This window comes from Hymenobacter citatus, from assembly GCF_014333615.1.
GTDB lineage: Bacteria > Bacteroidota > Bacteroidia > Cytophagales > Hymenobacteraceae > Hymenobacter > Hymenobacter citatus.
Window position 1 is genome coordinate 1 of record NZ_JACSCY010000012.1, and the last position, 19219, is coordinate 19219.

The 19219-nt window shown below is 57.8% G+C and carries 16 protein-coding genes; 10 read left to right on the forward strand and 6 right to left on the reverse strand.

Annotated features, from left to right (window positions below; genetic code table 11):
- The first annotated feature begins 75 nt into the window (after positions 1 to 75).
- The 8 genes from H8B15_RS14405 (at position 76) to H8B15_RS14445 (ending at position 10725) form a co-directional block, all read left to right on the forward strand.
- Entirely contained in the window at positions 76 to 2220 is a 2145-nt protein-coding gene (locus tag H8B15_RS14405; protein WP_187320378.1) for a DUF4132 domain-containing protein, read from the forward strand.
- A gap of 88 nt (positions 2221 to 2308) precedes the next feature.
- The gene (locus H8B15_RS14410; RefSeq protein WP_187320379.1) at positions 2309 to 2590 is read left to right on the forward strand and encodes an ATP-dependent Clp protease adaptor ClpS; all 282 of its coding nucleotides are present in this window, start codon (positions 2309 to 2311) and stop codon (positions 2588 to 2590) included.
- A gap of 145 nt (positions 2591 to 2735) precedes the next feature.
- On the forward strand, positions 2736 to 3350 hold the full coding sequence (recR, locus tag H8B15_RS14415; protein WP_185280899.1) for a recombination mediator RecR: 615 nt from the start codon (positions 2736 to 2738) through the stop codon (positions 3348 to 3350).
- Between the two features lie 125 nt (positions 3351 to 3475).
- Positions 3476 to 4864 (forward strand): aspartate kinase, encoded by a 1389-nt coding sequence (locus tag H8B15_RS14420; protein ID WP_187320380.1) that lies wholly within the window; start codon positions 3476 to 3478, stop codon positions 4862 to 4864.
- Positions 4865 to 4936: 72 nt separating this feature from the next.
- Positions 4937 to 6634 (forward strand): glycosyltransferase, encoded by a 1698-nt coding sequence (locus H8B15_RS14425; protein ID WP_216859157.1) that lies wholly within the window; start codon positions 4937 to 4939, stop codon positions 6632 to 6634.
- A 94-nt stretch (positions 6635 to 6728) separates the two neighbouring features.
- Positions 6729 to 7949 (forward strand): pyridoxal phosphate-dependent aminotransferase, encoded by a 1221-nt coding sequence (locus H8B15_RS14435; protein ID WP_187320382.1) that lies wholly within the window; start codon positions 6729 to 6731, stop codon positions 7947 to 7949.
- A gap of 220 nt (positions 7950 to 8169) precedes the next feature.
- Positions 8170 to 9189 (forward strand): bifunctional heptose 7-phosphate kinase/heptose 1-phosphate adenyltransferase, encoded by a 1020-nt coding sequence (locus H8B15_RS14440; RefSeq protein WP_187320383.1) that lies wholly within the window; start codon positions 8170 to 8172, stop codon positions 9187 to 9189.
- 198 nt (positions 9190 to 9387) lie between these two features.
- Positions 9388 to 10725 (forward strand): OmpA family protein, encoded by a 1338-nt coding sequence (locus H8B15_RS14445; RefSeq protein ID WP_343069165.1) that lies wholly within the window; start codon positions 9388 to 9390, stop codon positions 10723 to 10725.
- Positions 10726 to 10798: 73 nt separating this feature from the next.
- Here H8B15_RS14445 and hemE read toward each other — a convergent pair whose 3' ends face one another.
- Positions 10799 to 11833 (reverse strand): uroporphyrinogen decarboxylase, encoded by a 1035-nt coding sequence (gene hemE / locus H8B15_RS14450; protein WP_187320385.1) that lies wholly within the window; start codon positions 11831 to 11833, stop codon positions 10799 to 10801.
- A gap of 207 nt (positions 11834 to 12040) precedes the next feature.
- The gene (locus tag H8B15_RS14455) at positions 12041 to 12667 is read right to left on the reverse strand and encodes a MarC family protein (protein WP_216859158.1); all 627 of its coding nucleotides are present in this window, start codon (positions 12665 to 12667) and stop codon (positions 12041 to 12043) included.
- Between the two features lie 129 nt (positions 12668 to 12796).
- On the opposite strand from H8B15_RS14455, the gene H8B15_RS14460 reads away from it, so the two are divergent.
- Entirely contained in the window at positions 12797 to 13969 is a 1173-nt protein-coding gene (locus tag H8B15_RS14460) for an endonuclease/exonuclease/phosphatase family protein (RefSeq protein WP_216859159.1), read from the forward strand.
- Positions 13970 to 14116: 147 nt separating this feature from the next.
- On the opposite strand, the gene H8B15_RS14465 is transcribed toward H8B15_RS14460, so the two are convergent.
- The 4 genes from H8B15_RS14465 to H8B15_RS14480 all read right to left on the reverse strand — a co-directional run bounded on the left by H8B15_RS14465 (position 14117) and on the right by H8B15_RS14480 (position 18643).
- A complete protein-coding gene (locus tag H8B15_RS14465; protein WP_187320386.1) occupies positions 14117 to 15265 on the reverse strand; it encodes an FAD-dependent monooxygenase in 1149 nt (382 codons plus the stop codon).
- A gap of 202 nt (positions 15266 to 15467) precedes the next feature.
- Positions 15468 to 16106 (reverse strand): gluconate 2-dehydrogenase subunit 3 family protein, encoded by a 639-nt coding sequence (locus tag H8B15_RS14470; protein ID WP_187320387.1) that lies wholly within the window; start codon positions 16104 to 16106, stop codon positions 15468 to 15470.
- Between the two features lie 27 nt (positions 16107 to 16133).
- Entirely contained in the window at positions 16134 to 17876 is a 1743-nt protein-coding gene (locus H8B15_RS14475) for a GMC oxidoreductase (protein ID WP_187320388.1), read from the reverse strand.
- A gap of 80 nt (positions 17877 to 17956) precedes the next feature.
- Positions 17957 to 18643, reverse strand: a complete 687-nt coding sequence (locus tag H8B15_RS14480) for a 3-keto-disaccharide hydrolase (protein ID WP_187320389.1) — start codon at positions 18641 to 18643, stop codon at positions 17957 to 17959.
- 356 nt (positions 18644 to 18999) lie between these two features.
- Here H8B15_RS14480 and H8B15_RS14485 point away from each other — a divergent pair, with 356 nt between their 5' ends.
- Positions 19000 to 19155 (forward strand): hypothetical protein, encoded by a 156-nt coding sequence (locus tag H8B15_RS14485; protein ID WP_187320390.1) that lies wholly within the window; start codon positions 19000 to 19002, stop codon positions 19153 to 19155.
- The last annotated feature ends 64 nt before the right edge of the window (positions 19156 to 19219 follow it).

A 19219-nucleotide genomic window follows, 5' to 3' on the forward strand; every position in this document is an offset into this window, starting at 1 on the left:
CAGACACCGTATCTTACTCACCAACAGCTCCTCCAACCTAACGCCCTAAACTGTCCAGCGTAATCGGACCACCTCATGCTCACGCTAAGCCAAGTGGAAAAGCTGGCGGCCAAAGAAGAAATATCGGAAGCGCTGATTGCCTACCTGAAGCAACTCCGGCTGCGTGGCGTCTCTAGCTCCGATAACAGGCTGGGAAATTTGCGCGCTAAAATTCAGGATATCCTGAGGGCCAGCGGGGTCGCAGAGCTGCCCGTGGTTGTTTTTCCTACCGATGATCTGTTTGGCGTAGCCTTGAATGAGTTTGTGCAGGGGCTGCACGGTAGCGATGCGGATGGATCCTGGTTGCGGCTATTGCAACTGTGCCAGAATGTGAGTGGAGCGCAACCTACGGGCAAGTTTCAGAAAGCAGCGGCAGCGGCTGTAGCCGCGGTGGGGGCAGAAAAAGTGGCGGCTCAGTATGAAGTCTGGCTGAATGGCCTGACGAAACTACCGGTGCAGGAGCTGAACCGTACGCAGCACTATGGTAGCTATACCTACACCCACACCGAATGGCATTTCTTGAGCACTCCAAACCAGGAGGTTGTAAAAGGTTTGCTGTGGACGAGCGGGTTGCTGCCCAGTGCTGCGTTGCCGCACTACATAGCCGAGCTAGCGGCGAAGTGCTACCGCAAAACTCCAGGTAAAGGACCCCTGGCGCCGGGCCTCGGCAATGCGTGCCTGTGGGCACTGGCCCAGCGGGGTCAGGCAGGTGTGACGCACCTCTCGCGCCTGCACAGCATTGTGAAGCAAAGCAACACGAAAAACCTTATTGGGCGCTACCTCGAAACCGCGTCTCTGGCGCTGGGCATGACGCCCGCCGAACTGGAAGATATGGCCGTACCGGACTGTGGCTTAGCCCACGGCCGTGCGCTGCATGAATTGGGCGACTACCGCGCCGTGCTGCAACTGCACACCGGCAAAGTAGAGGTGCAGTGGAGCAAAGGAGATAAAAGCATGAAAGCGGTGCCGGCGGCGCTCAAACGCACCCACGCCGAGGAGTTGCGTGCGCTCAAACTCGTCCAAGCGCAGGCCCAGCATACCTATACCACGCAACGCGACCGGCTCGACCGGAGCTACATCATAGATCGGCGCATCACGTGGCCCCGATTTCAGTGCTACTACCTGGAACATGGGCTGATGGGTGAACTAACCCGGCCGCTTATCTGGCGTTTTCACCGCCCCGATGGCACCCACCACGACGCGCTGTGGCTTGACGATGCCTGGCGCACCGCGCAGAAGGAGACCCTACCCGAACCCAATGAGGCCGACACCGTGCAGCTCTGGCACCCCGTGCTGAGTACCACCGACGAAGTGCTGGCCTGGCGCAATCTGCTTGATAGCATACAGTTGCGCCAGCCATTCAAGCAGGCCTACCGCGAGGTGTATCTGCTTACGCCGCCCGAGGAACGCACGCGCACGTACTCCAATCGCATGGCCGCGCACGTGCTGCGCCAGCACCAGTTCAGCGCTCTGGCGCGTGGCCGTGGCTGGAACTACCGCCTCATGGGCAACTACGATAAAGGCTACGAATCGGACTCGACTACGCTAGAACTACCCACGCACGGCCTGGAAGCGCAGTTTTGGGTGAGTGAAGTTAATGCCGATGGTGCCTGGAATGAAGCTGGTATCTGGAACTACGTGAGCACCGACCAAGTGCGTTTCGTGAACGACCACGGCCCCGTACCGCTGCCGGAAGTACCGCCGCTGGTGTTTTCGGAGGTGATGCGCGATGTGGACCTATTTGTGGGGGTAGCCTCGGTAGGCAACGACCCGCTTTGGCGCGACAATGGCGGCCTAGTGCAGTACCGGGACTACTGGCAAAACTACTCGTTTGGGGAGCTAGGCGAAGTAGCGAAAACCCGCAAGGCGGCCCTGGAGCGACTGGTGCCCCGCATGCAACTCGGAAAGGTGAGCCAGATCAACGGCAATTTTCTGGAAGTGAAAGGCAAGCTGCGTACTTACAAAATTCATTTAGGTAGCGGCAATATCCTGATGACGCCCAACGACCAGTACCTGTGCATTGTGCCCGACCGCTCGACCAAAACAGTCACCGCCACCGGTGTATTCCTACCCTTCGAGGGAGACGCTATCTTGTCAATTATCCTCAGCAAAGCCATGCTGCTCATGACCGATGACCAGATTACCGACCAGACAATTGTGCGGCAGATCCGACACCGGTAAGCAAGTATGCAGCTTATCAAGGGGTTATCCCGTTAGAAAGGTGCGGTTGAGGTTGACCTTTTACCCGGTTTTTTCGTAAATTTGCACCATGCATAGTAACCCGCAAATCGACTACGACGAGGACGTACTACTCCTGGAAGAAACCATCGACGTGCGCGACTTGGTCGTGTACAACGATGATGTGAATACGTTTGAGCACGTTATCAAAACCCTGATCGACGTGTGCCAGCACGAGCCCGAGCAGGCAGAGCAGTGCACGTTGCTCATTCATCACAAAGGCAAGTGCACCGTAAAGCACGGCGCCTATGATGAGCTAACGGGCATGTGCACCGCCATTCACGACCGGGGTATTTCGGCTGACATTCTGTAGCAGCTTTCCTCCCGAAAAATTCTGTCATCCTGAGCCCGGCGAAGGACCTTATCACCCCCTGTTCGTTGTTAAGAAACGGGCCGGCGGAATATGGTATCTTGCCGGCCTCAGGATGACAGTCTATTTTACTCCTTTCCTCTTTTGAATGGAATTTCCCTCCAAGCTGATAGAAAATGCCGTGGGTGAGCTGGCTAAGCTGCCGGGTATTGGTAAGAAAACCGCCCTGCGTTTGGCCCTGCACCTCCTCAAAGCCGAAACCGAAACCACCAGCAACCTAGCGGAAGCGCTGGCCAAAATGCGCTTCGACATCACCTACTGCCAGACCTGCCATAATATTTCCGATACGGAGCAGTGCAGCATCTGCGCCAATAAGCTGCGCGACCACGCCACTATCTGCGTGGTATCCGACATCCGCGACGTGATTGCCATTGAGAATACCGGTCAGTACCAGGGCACCTACCACGTGCTGGGTGGCGTGATTTCGCCCATCGAGGGCATCGGCCCCGGCGACTTGCACATTGATACGCTGCTAGAGCGCGTGACGGCGCCCGGCTCGGAGGTGCAGGAAGTGATTCTGGCCATCAGCCCTACCATGGAGGGCGATACCACGGCCTTCTACCTCTCGCGCAAGCTCCGCGACCAGGAAGGCGTCAATATCAGTACCATTGCCCGCGGCATCCCGGTTGGGGGCGAGTTGGAATACGCCGATGAAATTACGCTGGGCCGCAGCATTGTAGAACGCCAGCGCCAGGCGCGATAAGGTATATTATTGCTTCATAAGTGAAGCCGCCGGAGTTTACTTCCGGCGGCTTTTTTTGTGGTAGAGACATAGAGTCTGTTAATTCGACACGCAACACTCAATATTTCCGGGCTATTTTTGCCAGTATGCTTACGGTAGAAAAAATAGGTGGCACTTCTATGAGTGCTTTTGGGGATGTGCTTGATAACATCATCCTGTATGGCCGCGAGGGTGCGGCGCTTTACAATCGCATCTTCGTTGTGTCGGCCTATGCTGGTGTCACCAACTGGCTGCTGGAGAACAAGAAAACCGGCGCGCCGGGCGTCTACCACCGTTTTGCCAAGCACGAGCAGTTCCGGCAGGCACTGAGTGAGGTGAGCGACCAGCTCCAGGAGCTGAACAAACAGTATGAGCCGCTAGGGCTGGATTTAGCCGTAGCCAACGCGTTCATCGCGCAGCGCATCCAAGATGCCCAAGGCTACCTCGACAACCTAGCCAGCATTCTGGCCTCGGGCTACGTGAGCAGCGAAAACATCTTGCAGGCCGCCCGCGAGATTCTGGCTTCCATCGGGGAGTCGCACTCGGCTTTCAACTCTGTCAATATCCTGCAAAACCGCGGCATCAATGCTACCCTAGTAGATTTGAGCGGTTTCCATGACGCCACGCCCTACACCATCGACCAGCGTATTCAGAAGGCATTTGGCAGCATCGATTTCGCCTCTACCATCTGCATTGCCACCGGCTATACCAAGGGCACAGAGGGCATTATGCGGGAGTTTGATCGGGGCTATTCCGAAGTGACGTTCAGCAAGATAGCCGTAGCTGTGCGGCCGCAGGAGGCCATCATTCACAAAGAGTACCATCTGTGCACCGCCGACCCTGGCGTGGTAGGGTTGGCCAACTGTGCCCCGGTAGGCTTCACCAACTACGATGTGGCCGACCAACTCGCCGACGTAGGCATGGAAGCTATCCACCCAAAAGCATCCAAGCCGCTGGAAATCAACAAGATTAACCTGCGCATCAAAAATACCTTCGAGCCGGAGCACCCCGGCACGCTCATCACCGAAGACTACGTGAGCCCCACCAAGCGCGTGGAGGTAGTCACCGGCACCGACCGTGTGCTGATTGTAGACGTGTACGACCCGCTGATGGTAGGGGGGGTAGGCTTCGACCTGCACATCATGGAAGCCTTTGCCCGGCTGGGCATCAGCTATTCTTTTAAAGCCACCAGCGCCAATAGCATCTCGCTGGTTATCTGGGAGAAAGACTTTAAGCCGCAGCTGGTAGAAGAGCTGCAAGCCAAATTTGAGAAGGTGACCGTGGAAAAGGCCGCCATGGTCTGTATTATTGGCTCCAATATCGATGAGCCGGGGCTACTAGCGCGGGCGGCGGGTGCGCTGGCCGGGGCTGGCATCAACATCAAGAGCGCCGGGTTTGCTTTGCGGAAGGTGAATATTCAGTTTTTGGTAGCTAGAGAAGATTTTAATCCTGCCGTAGTAGCATTGAATGGAGCCTTGTATGCCACGGAAGGATAGCGGCTATGCTATCATAGGATTATGCAAGGGTAGGGTAGGGCTTTTTAGGTAGTTCACCGTAATTTGTTCACCTTGCACTCCGCCCTACCTACCCGCCGCGTGAAGCTCTCCGTTATCATTGTCAGCTACAATGTTTGCCACTTTCTGGAGCAGGCCCTGCTGTCGGTGCGCAAGGCAGCGGCTTGTCTGAACGAACCCGTGGAGGTATTTGTGGTGGACAACCACTCGGCCGACGGCTCGGTAGCGATGGTGCGGGCGCGCTTCCCGGAGGTAGTGCTTATTGAAAACAAAACCAATCCCGGTTTCAGCACCGCCAACAACCAAGCCCTGCGCCGCGCCCGCGGCCAGTACGTGCTGCTGCTCAACCCCGATACGGTAGTGGAGGAAGATACCTTCCGGCAGTGCTGCCAGTTTATGGACGAGCATCCCGAGGGTGGCGGCATGGGCGTGCACATGCTGGATGGCCAGGGCCGGTTTTTGCCCGAGAGCAAGCGCGGGTTGCCCACGCCCTGGGTTGCCTTCTACAAAATATTCGGTCTGGCGTGGCTCCTACCCAAGTCGCGCACCTTTGGCCGCTACCACCTGGGCTACCTCAATAAGGACCAAACCCACGAAATAGACGTGCTCAGCGGCGCGTTCATGCTGATGCGCCGGCAAGCGCTAGATGAGGTAGGGCTGCTTGATGAGGACTATTTCATGTACGGGGAAGACATCGACCTCTCGTACCGGCTCACGCAGGGTGGCTGGAAGAACTACTACTATCCCGGCACCCGCATCATTCATTACAAAGGCGAAAGCACCCGGCGCACGAGCATCAACTATGTGTTCGTGTTTTACCAGGCCATGGTCATTTTTGCGGACAAGCACTTTGCGCCGGGCAAGGCTAGTGTGTTTAGCCTATTGCTGAATCTAGCTATTTGGTTGCGTGCTGGTGCCGCCGTGGCCCACCGCATAGTGGCCGGCTGTACCCCTGTGCTGCTGGATGCTGTGGGGGTAGGGGCCGGCCTACTAACCATGCGCGCTTACTGGCCCGATGCAGCCATAGCAAATCCGGCGGCCGTGCCGGCGTGGGTGGCTACCTGGCTGACGGCCGCCTACCTCAGTGGTACCTACGACCAGCCCCCACGCCTCTGGCCCATCGTGCGGGGTATCCTGCTGGGCACGGTGGCGCTGTTGGCCGTCGATGGCTTTGCGAAGGCCGGCTACGCGGCGAAAGCCCTGCTGCTGGGCGGCAGTTGGGCGGCAGCCATGATGGCGGGTTGGCGGATGGCGGTGCATGCCGTACGCCACGGCAGTGTGCACCTGCACCAGTTCCGTGCCCGGCGCGTGGCCATTGTGGGGTCAGAGAGTGAAAGCAACCGGGTACGCAAGTTGCTGCGGCAATCTGGTGCGCCCGTGTGCGTAGTAGGGCACGTAAGCCCGCGCCCTACCCAAGGCCATCAGGAGCAACTAGGCACCGTGAGCGAGCTGCCAGCCATCCTGCGCCGCCATCGGGTAGACGAACTGGTATTCTGCGGTCAGGATCTGACGTCGCAGCAAATTATGACCCTGATGATGCAACTGCCCCAGCGGCTGGAAGTTGCGTATCGCATACTGGCCCATGGAAGCGAGTACATCGTGGGTAGCTCCAGCCGCGTATCGCCCGGCGACTACTACGCGCCGGAACAGGCGGCCTCTACTTACACACCCGCTCCGGATATGAGCGTGCTGGTGCGCTGCTTCCGGTGGCTGGGCTGGGTGCCCGAGGCCAATAATGCGCCGCGCGACTGAGTAGTAGGCAGCGTAAAAAGAGCAGGTAAAGCGGCGCGGCTTCAACTCAAATCCGTACATTGGCCGAACTTCTGACCTGTTTCATCCTTTTCGCATGTCCAGCTCCGCTACCTCCGTTGCCTCCGTGTTGTCCGACCGCATCAACGCTTTGCAGGAATCCCAAACGATTGCCATGGCCAAAAAAGGCCGCGAACTGGCCGCCCAAGGCGTCGACGTTATTAGCCTGAGCTTTGGTGAACCGGATTTCCAAACGCCGCAGTACATCAAGGACGCCGCCAAAACGGCCATCGACGAGGGCTACACGTTCTACACGCCCGTGCCCGGCTACCTGGACTTGCGCCAGGCAATTTCCGCCAAGTTCAAGCGCGACAACAACCTCGACTACCAGCCCGATCAGATTGTGGTGAGCACCGGTGCCAAGCAGTCGCTGGCCAACGTGGTGCTGAGCGTGATAAACCCCGGCGACGAGGTAATCGTGTTTGCACCCTACTGGGTGAGCTACGAGGAAATGGTGAAGCTGGCCGAGGGCGTACCCGTACCGCTGATGGGCACCATCGAAAACGACTATAAAGTGACGGCCCAGGAGCTGGAAGCCGCCATTACGCCCCGTACCAAGCTCATCATGTATTCCTCACCCTGCAACCCCACGGGCGCCGTATTCTCGCGGGAGGAGCTAGCGGCTATTGCCGAGGTAGTGGCCCGCCACCCCCAAGTGCTGGTGATGGCCGATGAGATTTATGAGTACATCAACTTTGTGGGCGAGCACGTGAGCATCGCACAGTTTGAGGAGATAAAAGACAGGGTGATTACCGTGAATGGCTTCTCAAAAGGGTACGCCATGACGGGCTGGCGCGTGGGCTACCTGGCGGCCAGCAAGGAAATTGCCTCGGCCTGCGACAAGCTCCAGAGCCAAATCACGTCTGGCACCTGCTCTATTGCCCAGCGCGCCGGTCTGGCCGCGTTGCAAGGTGGCCGTGCCTCGGCCGATGAAATGGTAGCCGCCTACCGTCGCCGCCGCGACCTGGTGCTGGACCTGGTGCAGGACATCCCCGGTTTTCGCACGCCGGTGCCCGAGGGCGCCTTCTACATCTTCCCCGATGTGAGCGGCTGCTTTGGCAAGACTACACCCGAAGGCAAAGTGCTGGAAACGTCGGCCGATGTGGCGTTCTACCTGCTCAGCGACGCGCACGTGGTAGCTGTAAGTGGCGATGCTTTCGGAGCGCCCAACTGCATCCGCTTCAGCACCGCAGCTGCCGATGAGAAGCTGCAAGAAGCTTTCAACCGTATTAAGACTAGCATTGAGAAGCTGGGATAATAGTGAGGTTGTGAGTTTGTGAGGTGGTGAGTTAGAAAAGAAGGGTGTCATCCTGAGCGCAGCGAAGGACCTTATCACGTTGGGACGAGTCGTTGAGACGTCTGTCGTTCACGCGTGATAAGGTCCTTCGCTGCGCTCAGGATGACACCCTTCTTCACAACTTCACAAACTCACAATTTCACCACTTCCCTACCTTTGCGGCCTTACTAGTCTTTGCGTAATGCCTCAGCTTGCTACACCCGCCACACTGCCCGATCTGTTTTCTGCGTTCAACCAACTCACGGTGCTGATTGTGGGCGATGTGATGGTGGATGCCTATGTGTGGGGGAAGGCCAGCCGCCTGTCGCCGGAAGCACCGGTGCCAGTGGTGAATGTGGTGCGTACCGAGCAGCGCCTGGGTGGTGCCGCCAACGTGGCCCTGAACGTGCAGGCCCTGGGCGCTACCCCGCTGCTATGTGCTGTGGTAGGTGAGGACCAAGGGGGCGACCAGCTGCTCACATTGTTGCAGGAGCGCAAACTATCGGCCGAAGGTATTGTGCGCAGTGCCCACCGCCCTACCACCGTGAAGCAGCGTGTGCTGGCCGGCGGGCAGCAGCTGCTCCGCCTCGATGCAGAGGTAGAGCACGACCTCAACGAAGTAGAAAATACCAGCCTGCATGCCCGCTACGAACAGCTGCTGGCCCGCGCCGATGTGGTCGTATTTGAGGATTACGACAAAGGCGTGCTGAATGCAGCAACCATTCAGCGTTTCATCCAACTGGCGCGTGCGCGGCAAGTGCCTACGGTAGTCGACCCGAAGAAGAAAAACTTTCTGGCCTACCAGCACTGCACGCTGTTCAAGCCTAATCTAAAAGAGTTGCGCGAAGGCCTGAAGCTGGAATTTGGTGATACCGATGCTGACCGACCATACTTTGAAGCGGCTGTAGCTCGGCTGCGGCAGGAGCTACAACCCGATAACGTGCTTGTGACACTCTCGGAGCGCGGGGTATTTATTGAAGATGCACAGCAGCAGCAAACATACATTCCGGCCCATATACGCGCCATTTCCGACGTTTCCGGGGCCGGCGATACGGTTATTAGCATTGCAGCTTTGTGCGTGGCGTTGGGGGTAGGGGCTCCGGCCACCGCCGCCCTGGCCAACTTGGGTGGCGGACTGGTGTGTGAGCAGGTAGGTGTAGTACCCATTGCCAAGCAGCAACTGCTGACGGAAGCACAAACCGTAGGTCTGGACCTGGGTTAAACTGAGCGAAGCCGCCGCTGCACAGAGTGACCGATGCGTATACATCGAGATGTCTCACGCGAACTTAATTGTCACGGTATACCCTACTATTTCGAGGGGCATCAATCTAACCGCTTTGTAATTACGTACATAAATTAGTTATAATCCATTAAAAAATTGGATTTAATTTATGGTGCGTAATCACTAATGCGATTTCTTATGGTTGATGGACAAAATTTTTCGGATGAAATCAGACATTTCCTTGGAAGCCATGAGGTGCTGCTCAATACAACTACTAGCTCAACAGGTACTAAAGCAGCAATTACTCGAATTACCGAGCTAATAGTAGCCAAGCTGACCGAAGTAGCTCGGCAGGTAGGTGGACAAGAAATAATCTGGAAGGCAATCCGCCAAACGCCTGCTTCCCAAGTGCTTAAGCAGCCATCTGCTTTGCATGAACCGGCGACTATTCAACAAGGCAACGAGTTAATGAAATCGTTGTTAGAGGACCGCTACCACGGCACGATGCACAGTATCGCGACTGATACGGGTGCCGATGCCGGTGAGGTAAGCCAGTTGGTTGGGCAAGCAACTCTTGTGGCAACTGCGCTTCTGGGCCAAAAAGCTGCTGCTAACCAATGGGATGCTGAAGCGCTCAGTCAATGGTTGCAAGGGCAGGGTAACGGGCAGGTGCAAGCCCAGCGTGTGCGCCCGGCTTTGCCACCGTTACCCGCCTTCACTGCCGTGCCCCGCGAGCCGGTTGCTGCCCGTGGTGGCGGTAACGGCCGCTGGGGATGGATTGCATTGATGGTCGCCATTGCCATTGCGAGCTTCGTGCTGGGCCGCCAAACGGCGCCTACTATTAACTACCAACTGCCCGACAATGCCTTGGCCAGTAATGCACTATCGGCTCGGGACCGGTTTTCCCTACCCACTGCCGCCTCCGATAACCGCACCACCTGGGACGCCGCCAACCCCATCAACGTGGTGACCAACGAAAACTTCCAGGCCGCTGGGGGCTACCCCACGGTCATCGCCACCAATACTACCCCTAACAGTGGCGGCGGCTACGTGTACGGCAACGCTGGGGTGCCGGTGGTGCTGAAACTGAGCGGCGGCTTGCAGCAGATTATCGGCTCCAATTCCACCGAAAGTCGCCTATACCAATTTCTGGCCGACCCCATGATGGATGTGGACACGCTGAACCCGTTGAAAGGCTGGATTGGCTTCGACCGCATCTATTTTGAGTCCAGCAAGGCCACGCTCACCAACGAGTCGATGTGGCAGCTTTCCAACGTAGCCAGCATCCTGAAGACCTTTCCCAAGGCCGAAGTGCGGATTGGCGGTTACACTGATAGCTCAGGCGACCCACTGCTCAACCTGCGCCTGAGCCGCGACCGGGCGCAAGCCGCCCGCACTACCCTCATCAGCATGGGCGTCGACCCAAACAACGTGGAAGCCATCGGCTACGGCGCCCTGGACAACATTGCCAGCAACGACACGCCCGATGGCCGCTCACTCAACCGCCGGGTAAGCATTCGAGTGTTGGAGAAATAAGATGATACTATGTAATGCAAAGGCCCGCCGGAACATGCTTCCGGCGGGCCTTTGGCCTAGGCAGGGTAGGGGATTATGCCCTTAGGGTAGTGCTAAATTCCTTCACGGTTTCGATGAATACGCGCACGTTGTCGGGGTTGGTGTCGGGATAGACGCCGTGGCCCAGGTTGGCAATGTGGCGGTGGGGGCCAAAGCGGCGCAACATCTCGATGGTAGCCTCGCGCACTTGCGCCGGCGAGCCGTAGAGGGCGCAGGGGTCGAGGTTGCCTTGTAGGGTTTTGTCGCCTACGAGTGGGCGCACGGTGCGCGGGTCCTCATTCCAGTCGAGGCCAATGGTGCGGCAGGGTAGCTCGGCAAAATCGGCGGTAGCGAAGTAGGCGCCCTTGGCGAATACCGTTACGGGTACATCGGGAATAGCCTGGCAGATTTCGCGGATGTAGCGCGTGCTGAACTCGCGGTAATGGTCGGGCGGCAGGATGCCGGCCCACGAGTCGAACACCTGAATCAGGTTGGCGCCGGCTGCCACCTGGGCTTGCAGGTAGGCAATGGTCGTAGCCGTGATTTTGCGCAGCAACTCATGCGCCAGCTCGGGGTCGGCATAAAGCAGGCGCCGGGCTTTGGAGAAGGTTTTAGAGCCGTGTCCCTCCACCATATACGCCAAGATAGTCCAGGGCGCGCCGGCAAAACCGATCAGCGGTACGCGGCCATTCAGCGCTGTTTTGGTGACGCGAATGGCCTCCAGCACGTAGCCCAGGTGCTCCTCGGGGTCGGCCACGCGCAAGCGGGCCACATCTTGCGCCGACTTCACTGTATCGGGGAATAGTGGCCCGCGGGCCTCTACCATCTCATAGGGTAGGCCCATGGCCTCGGGCACCACCAGAATATCAGAGAAAATAATAGCCGCATCTACGTCCAGCGCATCTACGGGCTGAATGGTGACTTCGGCCGCCAGCTCGGGGGTTTCTACCAGCTCTTTGAAGCCGCTGAGGCGGCCCCGCAACTCGCGGTATTGGGGGAGAATACGGCCCGCCTGGCGCATCAGCCACACAGGAGTACGTTCGGTTTCTTCGCCGCGGGCGGCACGCAACAGCAAATCATTCTTGAGCATGCCGCAAAGGTAGAGGGGAAATGGTGAAATTGTGAGGTTGTGAAATAGTGAGTTTGTGAAAACGCGCCTGTCATCCTGAGCGCAGCGAAGGACCTTATGCCCACAGAACGATTGATGTACCAACGACCCGTTCACACGTGAGAAGGTCCTTCGCGCTGCTCAGGATGACAGGCGCGTTTTCACAAACTCATTCACCTATGCACCCATTTACCCCTTCATAAACAACGCCCGAATAGCCGTGGCAATAAAGCTGACGCCAATGCTGAGCGTGAGAAAGCCCATTACGCGGGCCATAGCCGTCATGCCGGCGCGGCCCATTACGCGGGTGAGGCGCAGGCTGCTCACCAGAATCAGGAAGCTGGCACAGGCTACCAGCACGAAGCCTACCAGGGTAAGCGCAACGCCAGAATACGACAAGCGGCTGGTAAACAGGCCGATGCACACGGCAATAGAGCCCGGTCCCGAGAGCATGGGCATAGCCAGCGGCGTAAAGGAAATATCGTCTTTCTGCTTGCTGTCTTCCACCGTGGCGTCCGATACCTTCGATTTGTTGGCGCCGGGTGTGAGTAGGTCGAAGGCTGAGCGCATCAGCAGAATGCCACCCGCGATGCGCAAATGGTAGATATTGATACCGAAGAAATTGAGCACATACTGACCGGCAAAAAACGACACCGCCATGATGCACACCATGTATATACACGCCCGCAACGCCGTGCGGCTGCGCTCGGGGGCCGTATCGTTTTCGGTCAGAGTCAGGAAAACCGGCATGGCCCCAAACGGATTCACCACGGAAAACAAGGTGGTGAACGTGGCAATCAGAATATTTATGTCCATAGGCGGTGAGGGAGAAGCCCCGCGGGCAAAGGTACATGCTACCGGGACGGCGCAAAAATGCAAAATCGTATGTTTGTCGGGCTACCCTTGCTGTTGAGGCTGAACGAAACCGGCTGGCAGCCGTAGCTATTGGCATCTCCCTCCCTCAACGTTGTACAATTGCTCGACTTCGACGCCCCTTGGTGGTTACTGGCAGGCCAGCTGCTGACGCTTTTGTTGGCCGCTTTCACTCTTATTGCCACAGCGGTGCCCATCCTGCGGGCGCAGGACTGGTGGATTCGGATTTTTGATTTTCCGCGTCTGCAAATTGTGGTAGGTGCCTTGCTGGCGGCGGCCGGCCTACTGTTGCTGCCCGATTTACGCTGGCGTCTTGCCTTGGGGGTAGCGCTGGGCATGTGCATTGTGTATCAGCTGGTGCGCATCTTGCCCTATACGCCCCTGCGGCCCAAGCAAGTGGCAGATAGCGACCCGGAAGGACTCGCCAACAAAGACCGCCAGATTACGGTGATGGTGACCAACGTGCTGATGACCAACCGCAATGCCGAAGCTTGCCTGCGGGCTATCCGCGACTGTGGGCCCGATGTGCTACTGGCCGTCGAAACGGACCAATGGTGGCTGGACCAGCTGCGCGTGCTGGAAAAAGACTACCCTTACACGGCATACGAGCCCCTACCCAATACGTACGGCCTGCTACTTTTTTCGCGGCTGGAGCTGCGCGATGCCCACATTCGCTATCTTGTGGATGATGAGGTGCCCTCGTTTCATGCGCAGGTGATGCTGAAATCGGGTGAGGAAGTGTGCTTGCACTGCCTGCACCCCAAGCCACCAGCGCCCGCCGAGGCCGAAACCAGCACCCGCCGCGACGCAGAGCTGCTGCTAATTGGACGCGAGATAGAGAATAAGGACCAGCCAACGATTGTGGCCGGCGACCTGAACGACGTAGCGTGGTCGCACACTTCCGAGCTGTTTCGCCGTATCAGCGGCCTGCTCGACCCGCGTATTGGCCGGGGGCTGATGCCTACCTTCCACGCCGACTATTCTCTGCTGCGCTGGCCGCTGGACCATATCTTCCACTCGCCCCACTTCAAAGTGGTGCAGATGCACCGGCTGGAATACATTGGTTCCGACCACTTCCCGATCTGCATCACCCTTAGCTACGAGCCCGAGGATGAAGCCGAACAGGAAGCTGAAGCCGCCAAGCCCGACGCCGAAGACCACGAGGAGGCCGAAGAAAAAATTGCCGCTGGCTTTGCTGAGGAGGCTGAAGAGGAGCGCGAAGAAGCGCAGGAAAAGCAAGCGTGAGGTAGTAATAAACCCCTCTGTCATCCTGAGCGCAGCGAAGGACCTTCTCACACTAGAACAGCGGACGCAACAACGACTCGTCCACGCGTGAGAAGGTCCTTCGCTGTGCTCAGGATGACAGAGGATTTCTGCCAAATCCTTCACCACTCAATACCCTTCTTCAAACAGAAAAGCCATTTGCTGTTGATTGATGCTGGCCGGCACGTACCGCATAACGGTATTGCGCAAGCGAACGAGGGTAGGGTTTTCCAGCTGCGCTACCCTGCCTAAGTGCCACGACAGCTGTACGATGCGGGTGGTGCGGGCGTGGCGCCGGGCCTCAAACGTTTGGAATGCTTCGCGTATATCGGCTTGGTTGGCCAGGCAATTGGCCAGGATGGCGGCGTCCTCCACGGCTTGGCCGGCGCCCTGGCCCAGGTTGGGGGTAGTGGCGTGGGCCGCGTCGCCAAGCAGCAGCACCGGGCCGTGGGCAAAATGCGGAATGGGCTTCAGGTCGATGATGTCGTTCCAGAGCAACTGGTCGTCGCGGGTGAGGGCCAGGAGCTGCGGCACGGGCGCGTGAAAATCGGCGAAATGCCGCCGCAAATCGGCCACCCGAAAATGCTGAAAATGCGGATTGCGCGGCTGCGCGCTGTTGATGCACGCAAACCAGTACGTTTGCCCGTGGGCCAGCGGCACGTAGCCAAAGCGGCCAGTGCGCCCCCAGGTTTCGTAGGCGTGGCCGGTGGGTAGGCCAAGGGTCGACGCATCGACCACAGCCCGCCAGCAAGTGTAGCCTGCGTAGCGCGGCTCGGTGCCCGGCAGTATTTGCCGCCGCACCCTGGATCGTATACCGTCGGCGCCCAGCAGGGCGTGACCCACAGCCTCGCTGCCATTGGCAAAATGGGCGCGCACCTCGCCGGTAGCCAGCACCTCAAACCGCTCGAAGGGGCAGGCCAGCGTGAGGCAGTGGCTGGGCAGTTGGCGCAGCAACGCCTGCTGCAGGGCCGCCCGGTGAATGCCCAGGTTCTCGAAGCCCAGCCGGTGGCTGAACGGGCGCGTATCGGTGTGGTTGAGCTGCCTACCCTGCTGGTCTACCAGGTGCAGCTCGGTGATGGGGCTACCGGCGGCGCGCACCGCTTCGTGCAGGCCCAGGTCGTGGAGGGCACGCATGGCATTCAGGCCCAACACCACGCCCGCGCCTACCTCGCGCAACATAGGCGCTGCCTCGTATACCTGTACCGTATGGCCCTGCCGCCGTAGGGCTATGGCGGCAGTTAATCCTCCAATACCCGCTCCAATGATAAGAAAATGCATACGGCAGTATAGCGTTTCTACAATGAACGGGGTATGAACAAGCAGGTTGAGGCTGGAAGGAAGAGTAGGGAAATAAGTAAGCCCGTCATGCTGCGCTTGCCGAAGCATCCCGCGTGCTGACGACAGATAGTATCTACCATCAGCACGCGAGATGCTTCGACAAGCGCAGCATGACGGGCTTATTTCTACTAAGAAAGCTACCCTACACCTTCACGTTTTCCATGCCGTATTGCTTCAGCACGTCTTCGGGCACGCCGGTCCAGCGGTTGGGCGTGTTGCCGGCGTAGCCGATGTCCTCAATGCCTATCTTGCTGGTAAAGAAGCCTGTAGCCGTGAGGTCGCGCATGCGGTTGAAGAACGCGACGCCGGATGCCATTTCTGGCTTGGCTTTCTGGGGGTAGGCAATGGCCGTTACCATCTCCAGCTGCTGCTGCTGGCTGCAATCCACAAAGGGCTTGCCGTAGCGGGTGTTGCATTGGATATCCAACCAGCGCAGCCCGCCGCGCATGGGCACCTGGTGGCTGGGAATGTCCTTCACAATGAACTCAATGAAGGCCGGCACGCCCGCATCGGAAGCACTACCCGACTTCTCATCTTTTGGAATGATAATGTCGCCCAGCACCGTGATGGTGGCCATTTCGTGCTTGGTGAAGAAGGTCTCTTCGTGCAGTTTTTTATCGCGCTCTATTTCAAAGGCTTCCCGGCCGGCAGTTTCCTCGGGGGTAGCCTGTTTGGCGGTCGGAACCTGCTTATTCTCCGTGTCGCTTTTGCAGCTATCCAGCAGCAGCCCGGTAGAAAGGGCCGTGAGGCCGATAGCTTTTAACGAATCCCGTCTTTTCATCTGAATCTGACTAAAAAATGAGGCTGGTTACACGTTTTGTTTCTTGCGCTGGTCCAGGATGTACTCGCTCGTGCGCATCGACAGAGCCAGAATCGTCCAGGTAGCGTTTTTGTCGCCTTGCTGCACAAACGGCGCGGCATCTACCACAAACAGGTTTTTGCAGTCGTGCGCCTGAGACCATTTGTTGAGAGCCGATTTCTTGGGGTCGTCGCCCATGCGCACGGTGCCTACCTCGTGAATAATGCGGCCGGGTGCTTCCAGCCCGTAGTTGGTTTCGGGACCGGGGATTTTGGAGGTGATAACGGCGCCCATGCCGTGCATAATTTCCTGGAAGGTTTCCTGCATGTGCCGGGCCTGCTGCACCTCAGCATCGGTCCACTTGTAGTGGAATTTCAGGACCGGAATGCCGTACTTATCCACCACGTCCTTGTCGATTTCGCAGTAGTTATCGATGCGGGCAATGGCGGTGCCGCGTCCGGCCATACCTACCTGCGTGCCGTAGAAGCGGCGGTAATCATCCTTCAGCGAGGCGCCAAAGCCACCGGCTTCTTTCTTGTTGCCGTCGCGGTCGGGCACCAGGCCGTTCAGCTTGTGCATGCCCATCCCAAAGCCGTAGGAAGGCATGTGCATGCCGCCGCCGTACTCGATGTGGTAGCCGCGGGGGAAGTTCAGCTTTTTGTTGTCGAGCCACCAAGGGGTGTAGATGTGCACGCTGCCCACACCGTCCTCGTTGTAGCGCTTGCGGTCCATCAACTGGGGTAGGAAACCGCCCAGGCTGGCACCAGTGGAGTCGTGAATGTACTTGCCCACCACACCGCTGCTGTTGGCGAGACCGTTGGGGTGGCGCGTCGACACGGAGTTGAGTAGCAAGCGGGCCGATTCGCCGGCGCTGGCACCCAGAATCACCGTCTTGCCCAGCACCTGGTATTCCTGCAACGTTTCCTTGTCTACGTACGACACGCCCGTAGCCAGGCCGTCGGCGTCGGTCAGCACCTCGCGCACCATGGCGTTGGTGATGAGCTTCATGTTGCCGGTTTTCAGGGCCGGAATCACCAGGCACGACGACGCGGAGAAGTCGCCGTACACCTTGCAGCTACGGCCGCACTGCCCGCAGAAAAAGCAGGCGCCCCGGTCTTTGTTGTCGGGTAGGGCTTCGGTGAGCACTGAGCCCCGGCCGGGAATTACCTTCACGCCGGCCTTCTCGGCGCCCTTCTTAATGAACAGCTCGTTGAGACGGGGCTTGGGTGGGGGTAGGAAAATGCCATCGGGCTCGTTTTCCAGGTTTTCCACGGTGCCGTAGATACCAATGAGGCGGTCCAGCTTGTCGTAGTAGGGCTTCACCTCGTCGTAGGTGATGGGCCAGTCATCGGTGAGGCCGTCAATGTGGTGGCTCTTGAAATCGTTGGGGCCCATGCGCAGTGAGATGCGGCCCCAGTGGTTGGTGCGCCCGCCCATCATGCGTGCCCGGAACCAGTCGAATTGCGTACCGTCTTTGGTGGTATACGGTTCGCCATCCAGCTCCCAGCCGCCATAGGCTGCGTCAAAGTCGCCAAAGGGGCGCACCGTAGAGGCCCCGCGCCGCGGCGACTCGTACGAGAACTTCAGCTGCTGCGCGTCTTTGGCCGGATCGAAGTAGGCACCGGCTTCCAGCATCAAGACCTTCAGACCGGCATGAGCCAGCACGTAGCCCGCCATGCCGCCCCCGGCCCCCGAACCCACGATAACGGCATCGTATACCGTCCCCGATTTCTTAATTTCAAAAGTGCTCATATTCTATATTGAGTTGCCAATTGCGAGTTGAGTTGCGCGTTGTGAGACCGTCATTTCGACCAGCGGGAGAAATGAGGGTCTTATAATTCTGTAATGGTGATGTTGCGGAAGGCTACTTCGTGGCCGTGGTCTTGCAGGGCAATATGGCCCTTGGGGTAGGCGGCAAAGTCTTTCCAGGTTTTAAACTTGCTGTTGTTGATCAGCTCGTTCCACTCTGGGCTACCCATCTGCGTTTCCACGATCTTGGTGCCGTTCAGCCAGAACGTGAGGTGGCCGTTTTGCTTGCGCAGCTTCACCTTATTCCACTCGCCGGCGGGTTTCGCCACGTCTTTGGCCGGGGCTTTCATATCATATAAGGAGCCGGCCAAGTGGTTTGCTTTTTTGTTGTCTGATGCCTTGATGTTGTCCAACACTTGCATCTCGATACCGGTTTGGTAGGTGGCATGAAACTTTGGATCTTCCTGCACGCCGAAGATGATGCCGCTGTTGCCGGCTTCCGTAATATTCCAGTCCAGGGCCAGCTCGAAGTTTTCGTACTCTTTATCCGTCACCAAGTCGCCCTGGCCTTCGGCTTTCGGGTCCAGTTGTAGGGTGCCGTTCACGGCCTTCCACGCGGGCGTGGCGTCGGGTTTCAGGTAGAGGTGCCAGCCATTGGTGGTTTTGCCATCAAACAATACCTGGGGCTTTTTGCTGGCCGACTGCTTGTTGGCCGGCGCGAGCGGGCTACAGGCTATCAGCGCTGCAATACTGACAACGAGAAGTTTCATGTAGTGTGGTTTATGGGTAGGGTAGGAAAGACCGTAAAGGCTGACTGCACGAACAAGAGGAAGCGGAAAACAAAGTCAATAGCCAACAGCAATACACTGTTGCCAGCTGCCAATTGACTCAACATACAGGGTATTAGTTGCTTTTCCTAGCACCGCTATGAGGGTATTGTTCTACTTATTTTAAAGATGGACTTCAATTACAGGCAGAAATGCTAAAACGATTTTGCAAGGTAAGATAAGATAAATGCCTGAACAATGGGATGAAACAGCGAGCCGACGTATCCCGTAGGTTCAACTATACCGAATGCCAACCGCTCCGTGGCTGCACAGGCCACTTGGCCCTAATCAACAGCAGCATGGCTCAGACAGAAAAAGGACAGAAATTTATCCGGGTGCCGGCCTACACGCGCACCTACCACGGCAAGACCGTCACCGTACCCGCCCACGTACGCAGCACCCCTACCCATTGCCCCGATGCCGAGAAGGCAGAGGTAGAAGAGGAAAAGGAGTGATAGAATAGGTTATCATCCTGAGCGCAACGCATTGGAGCGAAGGACCTTATCATGTAGGAACGAT